This window comes from Micromonospora sp. WMMA1947 (assembly GCF_027497355.1).
Taxonomy (GTDB): domain Bacteria; phylum Actinomycetota; class Actinomycetes; order Mycobacteriales; family Micromonosporaceae; genus Micromonospora.
Window position 1 is genome coordinate 5,529,729 of sequence record NZ_CP114909.1, and the last position, 15,567, is coordinate 5,545,295.

General features: G+C 73.8%; 20 protein-coding genes. 14 read left to right on the forward strand and 6 right to left on the reverse strand.

Going from position 1 to position 15,567, the window contains the following annotated elements; genetic code table 11:
• The first annotated feature begins 76 nt into the window (after window positions 1-76).
• From O7604_RS25990 to O7604_RS26035, 10 genes are all read left to right on the forward strand, one after another.
• Window positions 77-346, forward strand: coding sequence for a metal-sensitive transcriptional regulator (locus O7604_RS25990; RefSeq protein ID WP_013285930.1), 270 nt, complete (start codon window positions 77-79; stop codon window positions 344-346).
• A 171-nt stretch (window positions 347-517) separates the two neighbouring features.
• Window positions 518-1,915 carry an MBL fold metallo-hydrolase gene (locus O7604_RS25995; protein ID WP_281578075.1) on the forward strand — a complete coding sequence of 466 codons (1,398 nt, stop codon included), beginning with the start codon at window positions 518-520 and terminating at the stop codon, window positions 1,913-1,915.
• An 86-nt stretch (window positions 1,916-2,001) separates the two neighbouring features.
• Complete coding sequence (locus tag O7604_RS26000) at window positions 2,002-2,583, forward strand: rhodanese-like domain-containing protein (protein ID WP_269706621.1); 582 nt, start codon at window positions 2,002-2,004, stop codon at window positions 2,581-2,583.
• Window positions 2,580-3,476, forward strand: coding sequence for a sulfite exporter TauE/SafE family protein (locus tag O7604_RS26005; protein WP_281578076.1), 897 nt, complete (start codon window positions 2,580-2,582; stop codon window positions 3,474-3,476). The genes O7604_RS26000 and O7604_RS26005 overlap by 4 nt, the downstream gene beginning before the upstream one ends.
• Window positions 3,415-4,023 (forward strand): class I SAM-dependent methyltransferase, encoded by a 609-nt coding sequence (locus O7604_RS26010; RefSeq protein ID WP_269706623.1) that lies wholly within the window; start codon window positions 3,415-3,417, stop codon window positions 4,021-4,023. The genes O7604_RS26005 and O7604_RS26010 overlap by 62 nt, the downstream gene beginning before the upstream one ends.
• A gap of 86 nt (window positions 4,024-4,109) precedes the next feature.
• On the forward strand, window positions 4,110-4,820 hold the full coding sequence (locus O7604_RS26015; protein WP_194801741.1) for a spermidine synthase: 711 nt from the start codon (window positions 4,110-4,112) through the stop codon (window positions 4,818-4,820).
• 72 nt (window positions 4,821-4,892) lie between these two features.
• Window positions 4,893-5,072, forward strand: coding sequence for a hypothetical protein (locus O7604_RS26020; protein ID WP_018787202.1), 180 nt, complete (start codon window positions 4,893-4,895; stop codon window positions 5,070-5,072).
• A gap of 102 nt (window positions 5,073-5,174) precedes the next feature.
• Window positions 5,175-6,854: a long-chain-fatty-acid--CoA ligase gene (locus O7604_RS26025; RefSeq protein ID WP_281578077.1), complete on the forward strand. Its 1,680-nt coding sequence runs from the start codon at window positions 5,175-5,177 to the stop codon at window positions 6,852-6,854.
• Between the two features lie 48 nt (window positions 6,855-6,902).
• Window positions 6,903-7,121 (forward strand): hypothetical protein, encoded by a 219-nt coding sequence (locus O7604_RS26030; protein ID WP_269706625.1) that lies wholly within the window; start codon window positions 6,903-6,905, stop codon window positions 7,119-7,121.
• A gap of 64 nt (window positions 7,122-7,185) precedes the next feature.
• Window positions 7,186-8,277, forward strand: a complete 1,092-nt coding sequence (locus O7604_RS26035; RefSeq protein WP_281578078.1) for a winged helix DNA-binding domain-containing protein — start codon at window positions 7,186-7,188, stop codon at window positions 8,275-8,277.
• Window positions 8,278-8,281: 4 nt separating this feature from the next.
• On the opposite strand, the gene O7604_RS26040 is transcribed toward O7604_RS26035, so the two are convergent.
• Entirely contained in the window at window positions 8,282-9,046 is a 765-nt protein-coding gene (locus O7604_RS26040) for a methyltransferase domain-containing protein (RefSeq protein WP_281578079.1), read from the reverse strand.
• A gap of 37 nt (window positions 9,047-9,083) precedes the next feature.
• Here O7604_RS26040 and O7604_RS26045 point away from each other — a divergent pair, with 37 nt between their 5' ends.
• On the forward strand, window positions 9,084-9,638 hold the full coding sequence (locus O7604_RS26045) for an AAA family ATPase (RefSeq protein WP_281578080.1): 555 nt from the start codon (window positions 9,084-9,086) through the stop codon (window positions 9,636-9,638).
• Complete coding sequence (locus tag O7604_RS26050) at window positions 9,635-10,405, forward strand: maleylpyruvate isomerase N-terminal domain-containing protein (RefSeq protein WP_281578081.1); 771 nt, start codon at window positions 9,635-9,637, stop codon at window positions 10,403-10,405. The genes O7604_RS26045 and O7604_RS26050 overlap by 4 nt, the downstream gene beginning before the upstream one ends.
• 6 nt (window positions 10,406-10,411) lie before the next feature.
• On the opposite strand, the gene O7604_RS26055 is transcribed toward O7604_RS26050, so the two are convergent.
• Window positions 10,412-11,050, reverse strand: a complete 639-nt coding sequence (locus O7604_RS26055; protein ID WP_281578082.1) for a class I SAM-dependent methyltransferase — start codon at window positions 11,048-11,050, stop codon at window positions 10,412-10,414.
• A 51-nt stretch (window positions 11,051-11,101) separates the two neighbouring features.
• Here O7604_RS26055 and O7604_RS26060 point away from each other — a divergent pair, with 51 nt between their 5' ends.
• Entirely contained in the window at window positions 11,102-11,905 is an 804-nt protein-coding gene (locus O7604_RS26060) for a class I SAM-dependent methyltransferase (protein ID WP_281578083.1), read from the forward strand.
• Here the strand turns inward: O7604_RS26060 and O7604_RS26065 are convergent.
• From O7604_RS26065 to O7604_RS26075, 3 genes are all read right to left on the reverse strand, one after another.
• Window positions 11,832-12,497, reverse strand: a complete 666-nt coding sequence (locus O7604_RS26065; protein ID WP_281578084.1) for an alpha/beta hydrolase — start codon at window positions 12,495-12,497, stop codon at window positions 11,832-11,834. The genes O7604_RS26060 and O7604_RS26065 overlap by 74 nt on opposite strands.
• A 40-nt stretch (window positions 12,498-12,537) precedes the next feature.
• On the reverse strand, window positions 12,538-13,512 hold the full coding sequence (locus O7604_RS26070; RefSeq protein ID WP_281578085.1) for a DUF1152 domain-containing protein: 975 nt from the start codon (window positions 13,510-13,512) through the stop codon (window positions 12,538-12,540).
• A gap of 84 nt (window positions 13,513-13,596) precedes the next feature.
• The gene (locus tag O7604_RS26075; protein WP_281578086.1) at window positions 13,597-14,178 is read right to left on the reverse strand and encodes a hypothetical protein; all 582 of its coding nucleotides are present in this window, start codon (window positions 14,176-14,178) and stop codon (window positions 13,597-13,599) included.
• Between the two features lie 63 nt (window positions 14,179-14,241).
• Between O7604_RS26075 and O7604_RS26080 the strand changes: the two genes are divergently transcribed.
• Window positions 14,242-14,898 carry an HAD family hydrolase gene (locus tag O7604_RS26080; protein WP_281578087.1) on the forward strand — a complete coding sequence of 219 codons (657 nt, stop codon included), beginning with the start codon at window positions 14,242-14,244 and terminating at the stop codon, window positions 14,896-14,898.
• On the opposite strand, the gene O7604_RS26085 is transcribed toward O7604_RS26080, so the two are convergent.
• Window positions 14,895-15,560, reverse strand: coding sequence for an NAD(P)H-binding protein (locus O7604_RS26085; RefSeq protein ID WP_281578088.1), 666 nt, complete (start codon window positions 15,558-15,560; stop codon window positions 14,895-14,897). The two genes, O7604_RS26080 and O7604_RS26085, sit on opposite strands and share 4 nt — an antisense overlap.
• Window positions 15,561-15,567: the final 7 nt, after the last annotated feature.

Genomic DNA, 15,567 nt, shown 5'->3' on the forward strand with positions numbered 1-15,567 from the left:
GATCGGCGAGGGCGGGAGCGGCGATGGTGGCGGATCGGGTACCCCCTGGGGTATGTTTGCGAGCAGGAGGTGGGACGTGAATCTTCGACCGGAGATGACAGGTGAGGCACTGACCCGGCTCAAGCGGGCCCGGGGGCAGCTCAACGCCGTCATCGAGATGATGGAGAACGGCGAGGACTGCCGCGCCGCGCTGACCCAGCTCGCCGCGGTCTCCAAGGCCATCGACCGGGCCGGCTTCAAGATCATCGCCTCCGGCATGCGCTACTGCGACGCCGCCCGCCAGGCCGGCGAGGAGCCGGAGATGACCGAGGAGGAGCTGGAGAAGCTCTTCCTGTCCCTGGCCTGACGACTCCCTCGCCCGACGACTCCCTGGCCCGACGGCGCCCGCCTGACCGGCTGAAACCCGCCCGCGCCGTGTGACAGCGACCCGGGCGGGTAAACACCTGCCTGGAATTCACAGGCCGCAGACTGTTCTTCGCATACCCCCCGGGGTATATAGACAATGAGAGGAAATGACATGACCCTCGACGTGTCCGTCATCGCGACCTCCTCGCTCGGCGACCGCAGCTACCTCGCCTCCGACGGCCGGGTGGCGGTGGTGGTCGACCCGCAGCGCGACATCGACCGCATCCTGTGCCTGGCCGGCGCCAAGGGCGTACGGATCACCCACGTGGTCGAGACGCACATCCACAACGACTACGTTTCCGGCGGCCTGGAACTGGCCCGGATCACCGGCGCGCAGTACCTGGTGGCCGCCGCCGACACCGTCGAGTTCGACCGCACGCCGGTGTCCGACGGCGACACCGTGCCGGTGTCGGACACGATGCGGCTGCGGGTGATCGGCACCCCGGGCCACACGTTCCACCACCTGTCGTACGTGCTCGACGAGCGCGACGGCGACTGGACGCCGGCCGGCGTGTTCACCGGCGGCTCGCTGCTGTTCGGCACCACCGGCCGCACCGACCTGCTCGGCCAGCAGCACGCGCACGAGCTGGCGCACCACCAGTACGCCTCGGCCCGCAAGCTGGCCGACCTGCTGCCCGACGGCGCGCAGGTGTGGCCCACGCACGGCTTCGGCAGCTTCTGCTCGGCCAGTCAGGCCGACGCCCCCGAGTCGACGATCGGCCGGGAGAAGGAGGCCAACCCGGTGCTGCGGCTGGCCGCCGACCAGTTCGTCACCGAGACGCTGGCCGGGCTGGACGCCTACCCGGCGTACTACGCGCACATGGGTGTCGCCAACGCCGCCGGTCCCGCCCCGGTCGACCTCACGCCGGTGGCCCGTGCCGACGCCGACGAGCTGCGCCGTCGCATCGCCGCCGGCGAGTGGGTGGTCGACCTGCGCCACCGCAAGGCGTACGCGGCCTCGCACCTGGCCGGCACCGTCAGCCTCGGCCTGGACGGGCCGATGTCGACGTGGCTCGGCTGGCTGATCGACTGGGGTGTGCCGATCACGTTCCTGGCGCAGACCCCGGAGCAGGTCGCCGACGCCCAGCGGGAACTGGTCCGCATCGGCATCGACCGCCCGGCCGCCCAGGCCACCGGCGAGCCCGAGCAGTGGACCGCCGACCCGTCGCAGCTGCGTGAGATGGCGGTGGCCGACTTCGGCGCGCTCGCCGCCGCGCAGGCCGGCAAGACCCCGGCCGGGCTGCCCGAGCCGCAGGTCGTCCTCGACGTGCGGATGACGAACGAGTGGAAGGCCGGGCACATCGACGGCGCGGTGCACGTGCCGCTGCCGGACGTGCCGAAGCGCCTCGCCGACATCCCCGCCGGGACGATCTGGGTGCACTGCGGCTCCGGCTACCGGGCCACCGCCGCCGCGTCCCTGCTCGCCAACGCCGGCCGGGACGTGGTGCTGATCGACGACGCGTACGCCCGGGCCGAGGCGGCCGGCGTTCGCATGGCGACCACCGCCTGACCTCTCCCCCAGCGCCCGGCCGGTGTGTCCGTACACCGGCCGACGCCGGACCCTGCCCGAAAACATCCCGTTCAAGGAGACAGAGCATGACCACGACCACCCCGACCATCGACGCGGCCGGCCTGCGCGAGCTGATCGCCGCCGGACGTACGCCCCGGATGCTCGACGTGCGGACGCCCGGCGAGTTCGAGGCGGCCCACATCCCCGGCGCGTACAACGTTCCGCTGGACCTGCTCCGGGAACACCGCGCCGAGCTGCGCAGCCACCTGGACGAGGACGTGGTGCTGATCTGCCGCTCCGGCGCCCGGGCGAGCCAGGCCGGGCAGGCGCTGGCCGGTGTCGGCCTGCCCAACCTCAAGGTGCTCGACGGCGGCATGCTGGCCTGGCAGGCCACCGGCGCGCAGGTCAACCAGGGCCGGTCGCGCTGGGACCTGGAGCGCCAGGTACGCCTCGTCGCCGGTTCGATCGTGCTCGCCGCCGTGCTCGGCTCGGTGTTCGTGCCGGGCCTGAAGTGGGTCGCCGCCTTCATCGGCGCGGGCCTCACGTTCGCCGCGCTCACCAACACGTGCGCGATGGGCATGCTGCTGAGCAAGCTGCCGTACAACCGGGGCGCGAGCTGCGACCTGGACACCATCGTGGGGCAGTTGCGCGACGGGGACCGCAGGTGACCACCCTCGCCCTGACGCTGGCCGGCGCGGTGCTGATCGGCGTGACGCTGGGCCTGCTCGGTGGCGGCGGGTCGATCCTCGCCGTGCCGCTGCTGGTCTACGTCGCCGACCTGCCCGCCAAGGAGGCGATCGCCACCTCGCTGCTGGTCGTCGGCGTGACCAGTGCGGTGGGCGTGCTGCCGCACGCCGGCGCGAACCGGGTCCGCTGGCGCACCGGGCTCGTCTTCGGGGTGGCCGGCATGACCGGCGCGTACGCGGGCGGCCGACTGGCCGAGTTCGTCCCGGCGGGCGTCCTGCTCACCGGGTTCGCCCTGATGATGCTCGCCACCGCGGTCGCGATGCTCCGGGGCCGGCGATCCGCCGAGGGCCGACCGGCCCCGTCCGAGCTGCCGGCGCTGCGGGTGATCGTCGACGGAGTGGTGGTCGGCCTGGTCACCGGTCTGGTCGGCGCGGGCGGGGGCTTCCTGGTCGTACCGGCCCTGGCCCTGCTGGGCGGGTTGCCGATGCCGGTCGCGGTCGGCACCTCGCTGGTGGTCATCGCGATGAAGTCGTTCGCCGGCCTGGCCGGCTACCTGTCCAGCGTGCAGATCCACTGGGGTCTGGCCGCCGGGGTCACCGCCGCCGCTGTCGTCGGCAGCCTGCTCGGCGGCCGGCTCGCCGGCCGGATCCCGGCCGACCTGCTGCGTCGCGGCTTCGGCTGGTTCGTCGTGGTGATGGGCGTGTTCGTGCTCGCGCAGCAGTTGCCGCCGGTCTGGGGACTCGCCGTGGGAGCGCTTGCCGTGGCCGGTACGGTCACCATGGCGGTGTGGGGCCGCCGGAGGAGGGGACACAGTGGACAGCAGCGCCTGGGACAGCCGGTACGCCGACACGCCCGGACTGGTGTGGAGCGCTGAGCCCAACCGTTTCGTGGTCGAGTCGGTCACCGGCCTGACCCCCGGCTCGGCGCTCGACATCGCCGCCGGCGAGGGCCGCAACGCGGTCTGGCTGGCCGGTCAGGGCTGGCGGGTGAACGCGGTCGACTTCTCCTCGGTCGCCGTGGACCGGGGGCGGGAACTGGCCGCCGCGCGGGGCGTGACAGTCGACTGGCGGGTCGCGGACGTGACCGCGTACCGGCCGGTGCCGAACAGCTACGACCTGGTGCTGATCAGCTACCTGCACCTGGCGGCGCCCGAGTTCGCCCGGGTGCTCGCCGCGGCGAAGTCGGCGCTGCGCCCCGGTGGCACGCTCGTGGTGGTCGGCCACGACCTGGCCAACCTCTCCGGCGGCATCGGCGGCCCGCAGGACCCGGACGTGCTGCTCACGCCGGAGTCGGTGGTCGACGGGCTGGCCGGGCTGCGCGTACAGCGGGCCGAGACGACCCGCCGGCCGGTCCCGGCCACCGACGGCGGTACCGTCGACGCGCTGGACACCGTGGTGGTCGCCACCCGCCCCGCCGACTGACCGCCGTCCGCCGTCGTTTCGCCGGGCCGGGCCGGGCCGGGACCGGCCGGTAGCATCCGGGGACGGATCGGCGGAGAGGACACCGGGTGGGCGCGCGTTTCGAGGAACTGGCCTGGCGGGAGACGCCGATCGGCGAGATCAGCCTGCGGCGTCGCCGTGACCCGGCGCTGGACTCCGAGGTGTACGAGGTGAAGCTCGACGACGAGTACCTCATGTCCAGCGCCTTCCCGGTCGCGGAGATCGAACTGGCCCGGCTCGGGCTGGCCCCGCTCACCGGTGACGCGCTGGACGTGGTGGTCGGCGGGCTCGGCCTCGGCTACACCGCGCGGACCGCGCTGGAGGATCCCCGGGTGCGCTCGCTGGTGGTGGTCGAGGCGATCGAGGACGTGATCGACTGGCACCGGCGGGATCTGCTGCCGTTCGCCGCCGGGCTGGCCACCGATCCGCGTACCCGGTTCGTCCGGGCGGACTTCTTCGCCGCGGTCGCCGGCGACGGTCTCGACCCGGATGAGCCCGGGCGCCGCTTCCACGCGGTGCTGCTGGACGTGGACCACTCCCCCCGCCAGGTGCTGCACCCCAGCCACGCCCCGTTCTACACGGTCGACGGGCTGCGCCGGCTGGCCGCGCTGCTGCACCCGGAGGGCGTCTTCGCGCTGTGGTCGAACGACCCGCCGGACCCGGCGTTCCAGCGCACGCTGACCGAGGTGTTCCCGACCTCGGTGGCGCACGTCGTCCGGTTCCCGAACCCGTTGCAGGGCCGGGAGGCGGCGAACACCGTGTACGTGGCCCGGCACTGATCCATCCGGCGGCGCATGGCCGCACGAGCAGCGGGAAAGCGCACGGCCCACCGTACGACGGGAGGCTGGGACATGCGCGCGTTGCTCTGGGTGGTCGGCGTGGTCGCCGGTGTGCTCATCCTGCTCGGGCTGCTGCTGGAGGCGGTCCGCTGGCTCGTCATCATCGGCGTGATCGCGCTCGCCGCGGTGATCATCTTCGGGATCGTGAAGGGCCGGCGGGTGGTGCACCAACATTCGACCCGCCGCCGCTGACCTGCGGAGAAGTGTGACTCACCCGGCAACCTACGTAAGCGTAGGTTACCGGGCGGTTAAGTTAGGCTGGGGGCGTCATCCACGCGACGAGGAGTAACGGCGATGGACGCGACCGCCCAGCGACCCTGGACCCGCAGCTACGCACCCGGCGTGCCGGCGGAGATCGCCGAGCCGACCGGCTCGCTCGTCGACCTGCTCACCGAGGCGGCCGGGCGGTTCGGTCCCCGGGTCGCGCTCGACTTCTACGGCGCCACCACCACGTTCACCGAGCTGGCCGACCAGGTGGCCCGCGCCGCCGAGGCGCTGCGCCGGCTCGGCGTCGGCCCGGGTGACCGGGTGGCGCTGGTGCTGCCGAACTGCCCGCAGCACGTGGTCGCCTTCTACGCCGTGCTGCGCCTCGGCGCGGTGGTGGTCGAGCACAACCCGCTCTACACCGCCGACGAGCTGGACCGGCAGCTCACCGACCACGGCGCGACGGTCGCGATCGCGTGGGACAAGGTCGCGCCGCTGGTGGCGGGACGCGGCGCCGTGCGTACCGTGGTGGCGGTCGACCTGACCGCGGCGCTGCCGCGGCTCAAGCGGTGGGCGCTGCGGGTGCCGCTGCCGAAGGTCCGCGCCGCCCGCGCCGCGATGACCGCCCCCGCGCCCGGCGCGCTGGCCTGGTCGGACCTCGTCTCCGCCGCCGGGCCGCTGCCCGCGAGCCATCCCGCGCCGGAGGCCGGCGACGTGGCGCTGCTCCAGTACACCGGCGGCACCACCGGCGAGCCCAAGGGCGCCGTGCTGACCCACCGCAACCTGCGCGCCAACGCCGCGCAGGGCCGCGCCTGGGTGCCGGGCCTGCGCGACGGCGAGGAGACGGTGTACGCGGTGCTGCCGCTGTTCCACGCCTACGGGCTGACGCTCTGCCTCACCTTCGCCGTCAGCATCGGCGCGACGCTGGTGCTGTTCCCCCGCTTCGACGCCGACCAGGTGCTCGACGCCGTCCGCCGCCGCCCGCCGACGTTCCTGCCCGCGGTGCCGCCGGTCTACGCGAAGCTGGCCACCGTCGCCCGCGAACGCGGCGTCGACCTCACCTCCATCCGGTACGCGATCTCCGGCGCGATGTCGCTGCCACCGGCCATCGTGGAGCTGTGGGAGCAGGTGACCGGCGGCCTGCTGGTCGAGGGGTACGGGATGACCGAGACGTCCCCGATCACCGTGGGCAACCCGGTCGCGCCGACCCGTCGCCCCGGCACCGTCGGGGTGCCGTTCCCCTCCACCGACGTGCGCATCGTCGACCCGGAGGATCCGAGCCGCGACCGTGCGCCCGGCGAGGCCGGCGAGCTGCTGGTCCGCGGCCCGCAGGTGTTCTCCGGCTACTGGCACCGGCCCGAGGAGACCGCCAAGGTGCTGCTGCCGGGCGGCTGGATGCGTACCGGCGACATCGTCACCATGGACGCCGACGGCTTCGTCACGGTGGTCGACCGGATCAAGGAGCTGATCATCACCGGCGGCTTCAACGTCTATCCGTCCGAGGTGGAGGAGGCGCTGCGCCGCGTCCCCGGCGTCCGCGAGGCCGCCGCCGTGGGAATGCCCACCGACGACGGCGAGGTGGTCGTCGCCGCGGTGGTGGTCGACCCGGCGGTGGCCTGTACGCCGGAGACGATCCGCACTTCGTGCCGCACCCACCTGGCCGGGTACAAGGTGCCGCGCCGGGTCGTGGTCGTCGACGAGCTGCCGTACTCCCAGATCGGCAAGATCCTGCGCCGCGAGGTCCGCGAACGGCTGCTCGCCGGCCGCTGACCCGACCCGCCCGTTTGCCGGCAGGACGGCGGGGGTAAACGGGCGTCCATGGTGGATTCACGGGGCAAGTCAGTCGGTCGTTACCTCATGCGCCTGGTCGGCGGCGTCGCCGTCATCTTCGGCCTGCTCGGCATCTTCGCCACGCTCGCCGACGGAAACCTGGTCGGGATCGTGCTCAGCCTCGTGTTCATCGGCGGCGGGATCTTCCTGCTCAAGCGCTCCGGCCCCGACCGGCGGACCGACCCGGTGCCGCCCGCCGTGCGCTGAGCGCACCCGCCGCGCCGGGCCGCGCTGTCCCGGAAGTGTCGGTGCCGCCGCCTACGCTGTGACGATGGTCGACAGGCGTCAGGTGATGGCCTTCCGCGTGCGCGCCCAGCAGCTCGACCGGGCGCACGGCTCGCTCGCCGACACCGCCGTGCTCGACATCGGCGTGCAGGACACCGGCCCCGACGGCGGCCGCTGGGCGCTCGCCACGCGCGGGGTCGACGTGACCCCGCTGAACGGCGACGACCTGGTCCTGCTCTGGACCGTACGCGGCGCCCCGCACCTCTACCGCCGCCCCGACGTGGGCGCGGTGGCCGCTGCGGTCGAGCCGTTCTCCGACGCCGACGCGGGCAAGCGCATCTACGACGCGGCGAAGCCGTTGAAGGCCGCCGGCATCGGCATCCTCGACGCGCTCGACGAGGTGGCCGCGCGAATGCGGGAGATCGTCCGCAAGCCGACCGTCAAGGGCGAGGTCTCCGGCCGCCTCGCGGAGATGATGCCCGAGCCCTACCTGCGGCACTGCCGGCCGTGCGACGCGACCCACCTCTACGAGATGCCGTTCCGGCTCGCCGCCGTACGCGCCGGGCTGGAGCTGCGGCTCGACACGTCACCGCCGGTCCTGGAACGCATCCGCGCCTTCCGTCCGGCCGCCGCGGCCGGCGACCGGTTCGAGCTCATCCGCGCCTACCTTCGGCTGCTCGGCCCGGCCACGCCCAAGCACGTCGCCGACTACCTCGACGCCCCGGTCAAGGAGGTCAAGGGCCGCTGGCCGCACGACGCGGTCGAGGTGAGCGTCGACGGTGAGACGCGCTGGCTGCTCGCCGACGACGAGGCGGCGCTGGCGTCGGCGGACGCCACGACGACCCGCCTGCTCGGCCCGTTCGACCTGTTCCTCCAGGCGAAGGACCGGTCGACGCTGGTGCCCGACGCGGCCCGCGCCAAGGAGCTGTGGCCGGTGCTGGGCCGTCCCGGAGCGGTGCTCGCCGACGGGGAGCTGGCCGGTGCCTGGCGGCCCCGCAAGTCCGGCCGGTCGTTCACCGTCGCGGTCCAGCCGTGGCGCAGGCTCACCGGCAGCACCCGGGAGGCGGTGGTCGCGGAGGCCGAGCGCCTCGCCGCGTACCGGGGTGTGCCGCTCGCGGGTGTCGACTTCGCCGACTGACCGCCTAGCGCGTCCGCCCGATCGCCGTCCAGGCCGACGCCGGGACCTCCACCGGCCACCGTTCGCCGAGAAGTGACGCGCACCTGTCGCGCAACGCCACGCGGCCCGCCGCGTCGAGCCGCTGGACGTGGTCCCCGGCCGGGCCCACACCGAGCGTGTACGGCTCCCACCACTGGTCGAAGCTCGCGAAACGTGTCCGGACGGTGAGCACGGAGGACCGCACGTCCCGCAGCCCGGCGGCGGTGAACAGCTCGGCGAGGTGCTCTTCCCGCGCCCCGGCGAGCCCTGACTCGTCGTGCGCATCCGAGTCGAGCGACCGGACCGCCTGCCAGAACACGGTCAGCGGCCCACGCCCACCGGCGTGGTCCCACACGCAGGCCGCCACCACACCCCCGGGTCGGGTCACCCGGCCCATCTCCCGCAGCCCGGCTACCGGGTCCGTCATGAAGTGCACGACGAGCTGAGCGAGGGTGACATCGAAGCCGCCGTCGGGGAACGGCAGCAGCTCGGCCGACGCCCGCCGGACATCGGCCCCCGGCAAACGCACCCGGGCCGCCTCGACGAACGGCGCCGACGGGTCGACGGCCGACACCGCCTCGGGCCCCAGCCGTGCCACCAGCTCCGCGGTCAACGCTCCGGTGCCGCAGCCGACATCAAGCGCCCGCTGCCCCGGCGTGACACCCGCGGCGTCGGCGAAGCGCACCGCCAGCGCCTCGGCGAATCGGCCCATGGACCGGCCGTACGCGTCCGCGCCGACGTCGAATCCCACCGCGCCAGGCTAGCCGCCCACTGGCACGATCACCGTCATGATTGTCTGGCTCAACGGCGCGTTCGGCGTCGGCAAGACGACCACGGCACGGCTGCTCACGGACGCGCTGCCGGGCGCGCGGCTGTTCGACCCGGAGTTCCTCGGCTCGATGCTCACCGCGTTCGTCACCCCGCCGACCGGCGACTTCCAGGACCTGCCACTGTGGCGTCACCTCGTCGTGCAGACGGTCACCGGGCTGGACCGGCACCACCCGGGCATCTGGATCGTGCCGATGAGCCTGCTCGACCCGGCGTACCGCGCGGAGATCCTCGGCGGCATCCGCACCGCCGGCGCCGACGTCCGCGAGGTGGTGCTCACGCTCCCCGAGGACCGGTTGCGTGCGCGCATCGACGCCGACCAGCTCGAGACCGGCGCACGCGGCTGGCGGCACGACCACGTCGACCGGGCCCTGGCCACGTTCGCGTCGGTGACCGACGCCCGTCTGATCGACGCCTCCGCCCCGCCCGAGCAGGTGGCCGACGCCGTCGCCGCGCACGTGCGTGCCGAAACTCGCTGTCGGGCTTCCGGACACGGTGGTACACATTCGGCGTGATCGAACCCCTGACGTTTTCCGATCGGCTGCGGCTGATCGACGACCGGTCGGCCGCCTTCCGGGAAGCGGTCGCCGCCGCGCCGGACCTCGACGCGCCGGTGCCGACCTGCCCCGAGTGGACGCTGTTCGACCTGGCCCGGCACATCGGCCAGGGGCGCCGCTCGTGGGCGGCCACCGTCGCCGCCGGTCCCGAGGCGTCCGGGCGGGCCGCACCCGGAGGCCCGGGCGCGCCCCGGGAGCGTACGGCGCTGCGGGACTGGCTCGCCGAGTCCACCGAGCAGCTGCTGGCCGCGCTGCGCGACGCCGGACCCGATCGTGGCTGCTGGACGTGGTGGGACACGTCGCAGTCGCCGCAGAACTGCGGCGCCGTCGCCCGACACCAGCTCCAGGAGATCGCGGTGCACACCTACGACGCCCAGCTCACCGTGGGCGCGCCGCAGCCGCTGCCGGTCGAGGTGGCCCTCGACGGCGTGGCGGACTTCCTGTTCACCTGCTGCGCGACCACGGTGCCGTGGCCGTACGAGCCGGCCGTCCTCGACTACAACCTCACCGAGGGCGGATGGTGGCGCGTGCGGCTCTCCCCCGACGGCGTACGGGTCACCAACCTGCCCGCCGGAGCCGATGCGGACCCGGCCGACACCGCCGCCCGGTCCACCGCCGGTGACCTGGTCCTGGCCTTCTACGGCCGGATACCGCTGGACGCGCTCACCATCGAGGGCGACCGGCAGGTGCTCGACCGGATCGCGGCGTGGGACCCGGACGCGTAGCCGCCGTCACCGGTGGGCGAAGACGAATCCGCCCTCGACGTCCGGCGCGGGACGATGCGTCATCTCGGCCTCGACGGTGAAACCGGCGTCGATCAGCCAGGCCGCGACCCGCCCCGGTGGACGGCGGTGCACGTAGACGCGCATCGGGTGCCCGCCATACCCCTGTGTCTTGAGCCGGCTGCCGTCACCGGCGTGGAATCCGAGCAGCACGGCGCCGCCGGGCCGCAGCACCCGGTGGAATCCGGCGAGGACGGCGGGCACCTCGTCGTCCGGGACGTGGATCAGGGAGAACCAGGCGAGCAACCCGGTCAGGCACTCGTCGGTGAGGTCCAGACGGGTCATCGAGCCCACCTCGAAGCGGACGCCCGGGTGGTCGCGCCGCGCCAGGTCGATCATCGCCGGTGACAGGTCGATGCCGAACGCGCTCAAGCCCAGATCGTGCAGGTGCCGGGTGATCCGGCCCGGTCCGCAGCCGACGTCTGCGACCGGGCCGCTCCCCCGCGCCCGGACCAGCTCGGCGAAGAGCGCGAGGATGCCGCGCTGGAACGGCTCGTTCGCCAGGGCATCACGCAGCAGGTCGGCGTAACTGGACGCCACCGTGTCGTAGGAGGTGCGGGTGTCGTCCAGCCAGCTGGGATCGCTCACGCCGCGCACGATAGCCGCGAACGAACGGGCGACAGTGGGAGGATGGTCGGCATGCCAGGTCGTGCGTTGAGCTTCGGAGCGGCCGCGCAGGCGTACGAGCGTTTCCGGCCCGGCTATCCCGAGGAACTGGCCGACCTGGTGCTGGCGTACGCGGGCCGCCCGATCCGGACCGCCCTGGAGATCGGCGCCGGGACCGGCAAGGCGACCCGGCTGTTCGCCCGGCGCGGCATCGCGGTCACCGCCACCGACCCGGACCCCGCGATGCTCGCCGAACTGCGCCGGCACGTCCCGGCCGAGGTACGGGTCCGACAGGCCGCGTTCGAGGAGTTGCCCGCCGACGAGCGCCACGACCTGGTGTACGCGGCGGCGGCGCTGCACTGGACCGACCCGGACCGACGGTGGGAGCGGATGGCCGCGCTGCTGACGCCCGGTGGCGTGTTCGCCTCGTTCGGCGGGCCGCTGCGACTGGCCGACCCGGCGCTGCGCGACGCGGTCGCCGCCGCCCGGGCCGAGTTCCTCACCGACGACGAGATCCCGTCGCCGGACGGAACGTCACCGGAGGCCGGCATGCAGTGGCCCGGCACCGAGCTGCGCGCCTCCGAGTGGTTCACCGACGTGCGGCAGGAGGTCATCGAACGGCGGATCACGACGAGTGCCGACGACTACGTCGGTCTGCTGTCGACCGTCTCGGCCTATCTCGAACTGCCGCCGCACGTACGCGAGCAGGTGTTCCGCCGCGTCGGGGACGTCCTGCCCGGCACGGTCGAGGTCACCGCCGACGTCACGGTCCACCTGGCCCGGCGGACGTCACCAGGTAGGCGGTCAGCCGGTCGGCGAGCGGGCCCGGACGACTGAGCGCCATCGCGTGGCCGCCGTCGATCTCGTCCGGCACCACGCCGAGCCGGTCGGCGGCCACCCGGCGTTGGAAGTCGGCGGGGAAGAACCGGTCGTCGCGGCCGATCAGCACCGCCGTCGGCACGGCCGGCCAACTGGCCAAGGGCCACGGCTCGTCCCACTCAGCGCTGACCTGCTGCCGGCCGTGCGCGGGCGCCTCGGCGACGATCTCGGGCGGCACGCCGTTGTAGAACTGCTGCTCCTCGCTGAGCCCTTCCGGCTCGCGGTAGCCGGTGTTGCCCCACCAGTCCCCCGGCTTCTCACCGGGCCGCGGAATCATCGGGGTGAGCAGGACCAGCTGCCGCACCGGCAGCCGGTCGGCGACCAGCGGTGCGGTGAACGCGCCGTACGAGTGCCCGACCACCACGAGGTCGTCGCGATCGCCGACGGCGTCGACCACCGCCTGGCGGAAGTCGGCGAACCCCGCCGACCGGTCGCCGATCGGCAGCTCCGGCACCACCGCGTCGTGACCCCGGGCGGCCAGCTCGGGAACCAGCAGATGCCAGTCCCACGCGCTGCCCCCGCCACCGTGGATGAGCACGAACGTCGTCATGCCCGGGACCCTCCCACACGGGTACGACATGCGGTGGCCGTCAGTGCGGAAATGCCCGCGGGATCCGGGTGGCCCGCAGCTCGTCGCGGAACGCCTCGATGCGGGTGATGACCTGACGCCGCCCGATCGTGTTCTCGATCCGGTCGAGGTAGAGGCAGCGGGCGGCGAGCCGGGGCAGGTCGACGGAGAAGTAGATCGCCATGAGGGGGTTGACGAACAGGTCGCCGTGGCCGGTACGCCGGCTGAACCGTACGTCTCCGCACGCGCCGCCGGTGGCGGCGGCGATCTGCCCCTGGACGATGCTCGGCCGGTGCGGGGTGGCGGCCTGGGCCTGCGCGACCGCCTCGCGGTAGAGCACCGCCTCACGGCTGGAGCCCGGAATGGACAGCGCGCCGAGGTAGCCGCCCTCCCGGTCGAGCGCGGCCAGGTTCTCCAGCACCTCGACGTGGTTGACGCCGTCGTGCGCGTCGATGCCGAACCCGAGGCTGCTCACCAGCCGGATCGGCACGTCCAGCCCGGCCACGGCGGCCAGGCTGGTGATGTCCTCCACCGGGGTGCCCAGGCCGCTCTCGTCACCGCGCAACAGGATGTCGGTGCCGCCGTCGACGAGCACGATCGCGTCGAGGTCGAGCCGGTCGACCAAGTGCCGGTACGCCTCACGAAGCGGCTGCACGCCCAGCGGCGGGAAGGCGTACACGGTCGACGGCAGGTCCCGGCCCGCCAGCCAGCGGGCCAGGTGCGCCTCCGGGAAGTACCAGTCCGGGCTGAGGGTGTCCGGCCGGATCGCCGCCACGTGCTCGTCCACCCACACCTGCCGGTCGAGCAGTTCCAGCTCCGAGAAGGAGAGGCTGGCCAGGTGCACCCGCTTGCCGGCCTGCCACAGCGCCAGCGCCAGCGGCAGGCCGGCGTACACGTCGAAGCCGCCACCGGCACCCGCGATCAGGACGTCACGTGCCGGGGCCAGGGCGGCGAACAACGGCGGAACGGCCAAGGTGTACGCGGCGGTGTCGGTCACCAGATGATGATCTCCGCTCGCGTGCCGGACCGCTGCCCCGTGGGCGCCAGGTCGAGGCGCGGCCTGTGTCCGGGACCCGCTCGCTCAGACCGGGCGGCCGAACGTCACCGCCTCCCGGACCAGCTTCGGGGCCTTCTCCGCCAGTTGCGCGTCCGGCCGCGCGCCGAGCGCGTCGTTCACCGTGGAGAAGGCCAGCCGGAACGCGATCAGCGTGGTCGCCTCGAAGATCTCCCGGTCGCTCAGGCCGGCGTCGCGCAGGCGTTGCGCGTCCGCCTCGGTGGTGGCGTTCGGGTCCGTCACGACCCGGCGGGCCCAGTCGGCCAGCGCCGTCTCCCGCTCGGACAGGTCCGCCTCGTCGCCGCGCAGGACCCCGGCGGCGGTCGCCTCGTCGCTCATCCCGGCCAGCCGGGCGCCCCAGGCCAGCGAGCAGTACGAGTCGCCGCGCGCGGCGGCGGTGGCGGCGACCAGGACGGCCACCTCCCGCGAGGACAACGTGGACTCGGACAGCAGTTCGGTGCGCGTGTTCTGGAAGGACATCAGCACGTCGGGTCGCCAGCACCAGACGCGGGTGAGGTTGTTCACGTAGCCGTCGGCGGCGAGGTCGTCCTCGTACGCGGCTTTCGCCGCCGGGCTCTGCGGCGGTTCGGGGAGGAAGGCGGGATTCATGCGGGCAGTCTGCGCCACCCGGGCGCCCCCCCACTGGCTGATCAACGACAGTACGATCCGCTGATGATCCGTGCGGTCTTCTTCGACGTGGGCGGGACGATCCTCGACGAGACGCGCGAGTTCGCGACCTGGGCGGACTGGCTGGGCGTTCCCCGGCACACGTTCTCCGCCGTCTTCGGCGCGGTGATCGCCCGGGGCCTGGACTACCAGGAGGTGTTCCGGGCGTTCCGGCCGGACTTCGACCTCACCGCCGAACTGACGCGCCGGGTCGCCGCCGGTGACCCGGAGTCGTTCGGCGCCGACGACCTCTACCCGGACGCGCGGGCCTGCCTGGCCGCCCTGCGGGAGCAGGGCCTGCGCGTCGGTCTGGCCGGCAACCAGCCGGAGCACGCCGAGGCGACGCTGCGGGCGCTGGACCTGCCGGTGGACGTCATCGGCACGTCGGCGGCCTGGGGCGTGGCGAAACCGGCGCCGGAGTTCTTCGACCGGGTCGTCCGCGAGGGCGGCGGCGACGCGTCCGCGATCCTGTACGTCGGTGACCGGCCGGACAACGACGCCGCGCCCGCGATGGCCGCCGGCATGTCGGCGTGCCTGATCCGGCGCGGCCCGTGGGGGCACATCCTCGACATGCCGGACGTGGCCGACCGGTGCCTGTTCCGTATCGACTCGCTGGACGAGCTGCCGGCCCTGGTCGCACGGCACAACGCGGCGGCCGGCTAGGCCGGGGCCTCGGCGAAGACCGAGACCCGGGTGCGGTGGTGGTGCGGTGACTCGATCTCGTCGACCACCGCCACCGCCAGATCGGCGTACGACAGGTACGCCGACGCCGGGGCCTGCTCGCCGCCGAGGCGGTACCGGCCGGTGCGGGGGCCGCCCACGTCCAGCGCGGCGGGCGGGGTGAGCACGAGCCAGTCGACAGGGGTGTCCGCCGCGCGGAGCCGGTCCAGGCCGGCGGCGTGGCTGAGCGCGAACGGCCGCAACTCGGCGGGCAGAACGGCCGGGTCGTCGTAGAGGGGCCGGCCACGCGCGTCGGTGAGCGTGGCGAACAGGCCGATCGCCACGAGCCGGGGCACGGCTGCGCGGGCCAGGCCGTGCAGCAGCGCGTCGGCCGCCCGGACGAAGAACTCCGGATCGAGGCCGGCGGCGGCGAGTGCCTCCGGACCGGACGCCGGGCTGACCGCGTGGACGACGGCGTCGTGCCCGTACCCGATGGAGGTGACCGTCTCCGGGTCGGTGACGTCGCCGCGTACCGCGGAGGTGAGGTCGGGATGGCGGGCGGGGTCGCGGACGACGGCGGTGACGCGGTGGCCGCGGCGGTGGGCCTCGGCGGTGATCGCGCGGCCGGCCCGCCCGCCCGCGCCGAAGACGACGATGCTGGTCATGGCGCGA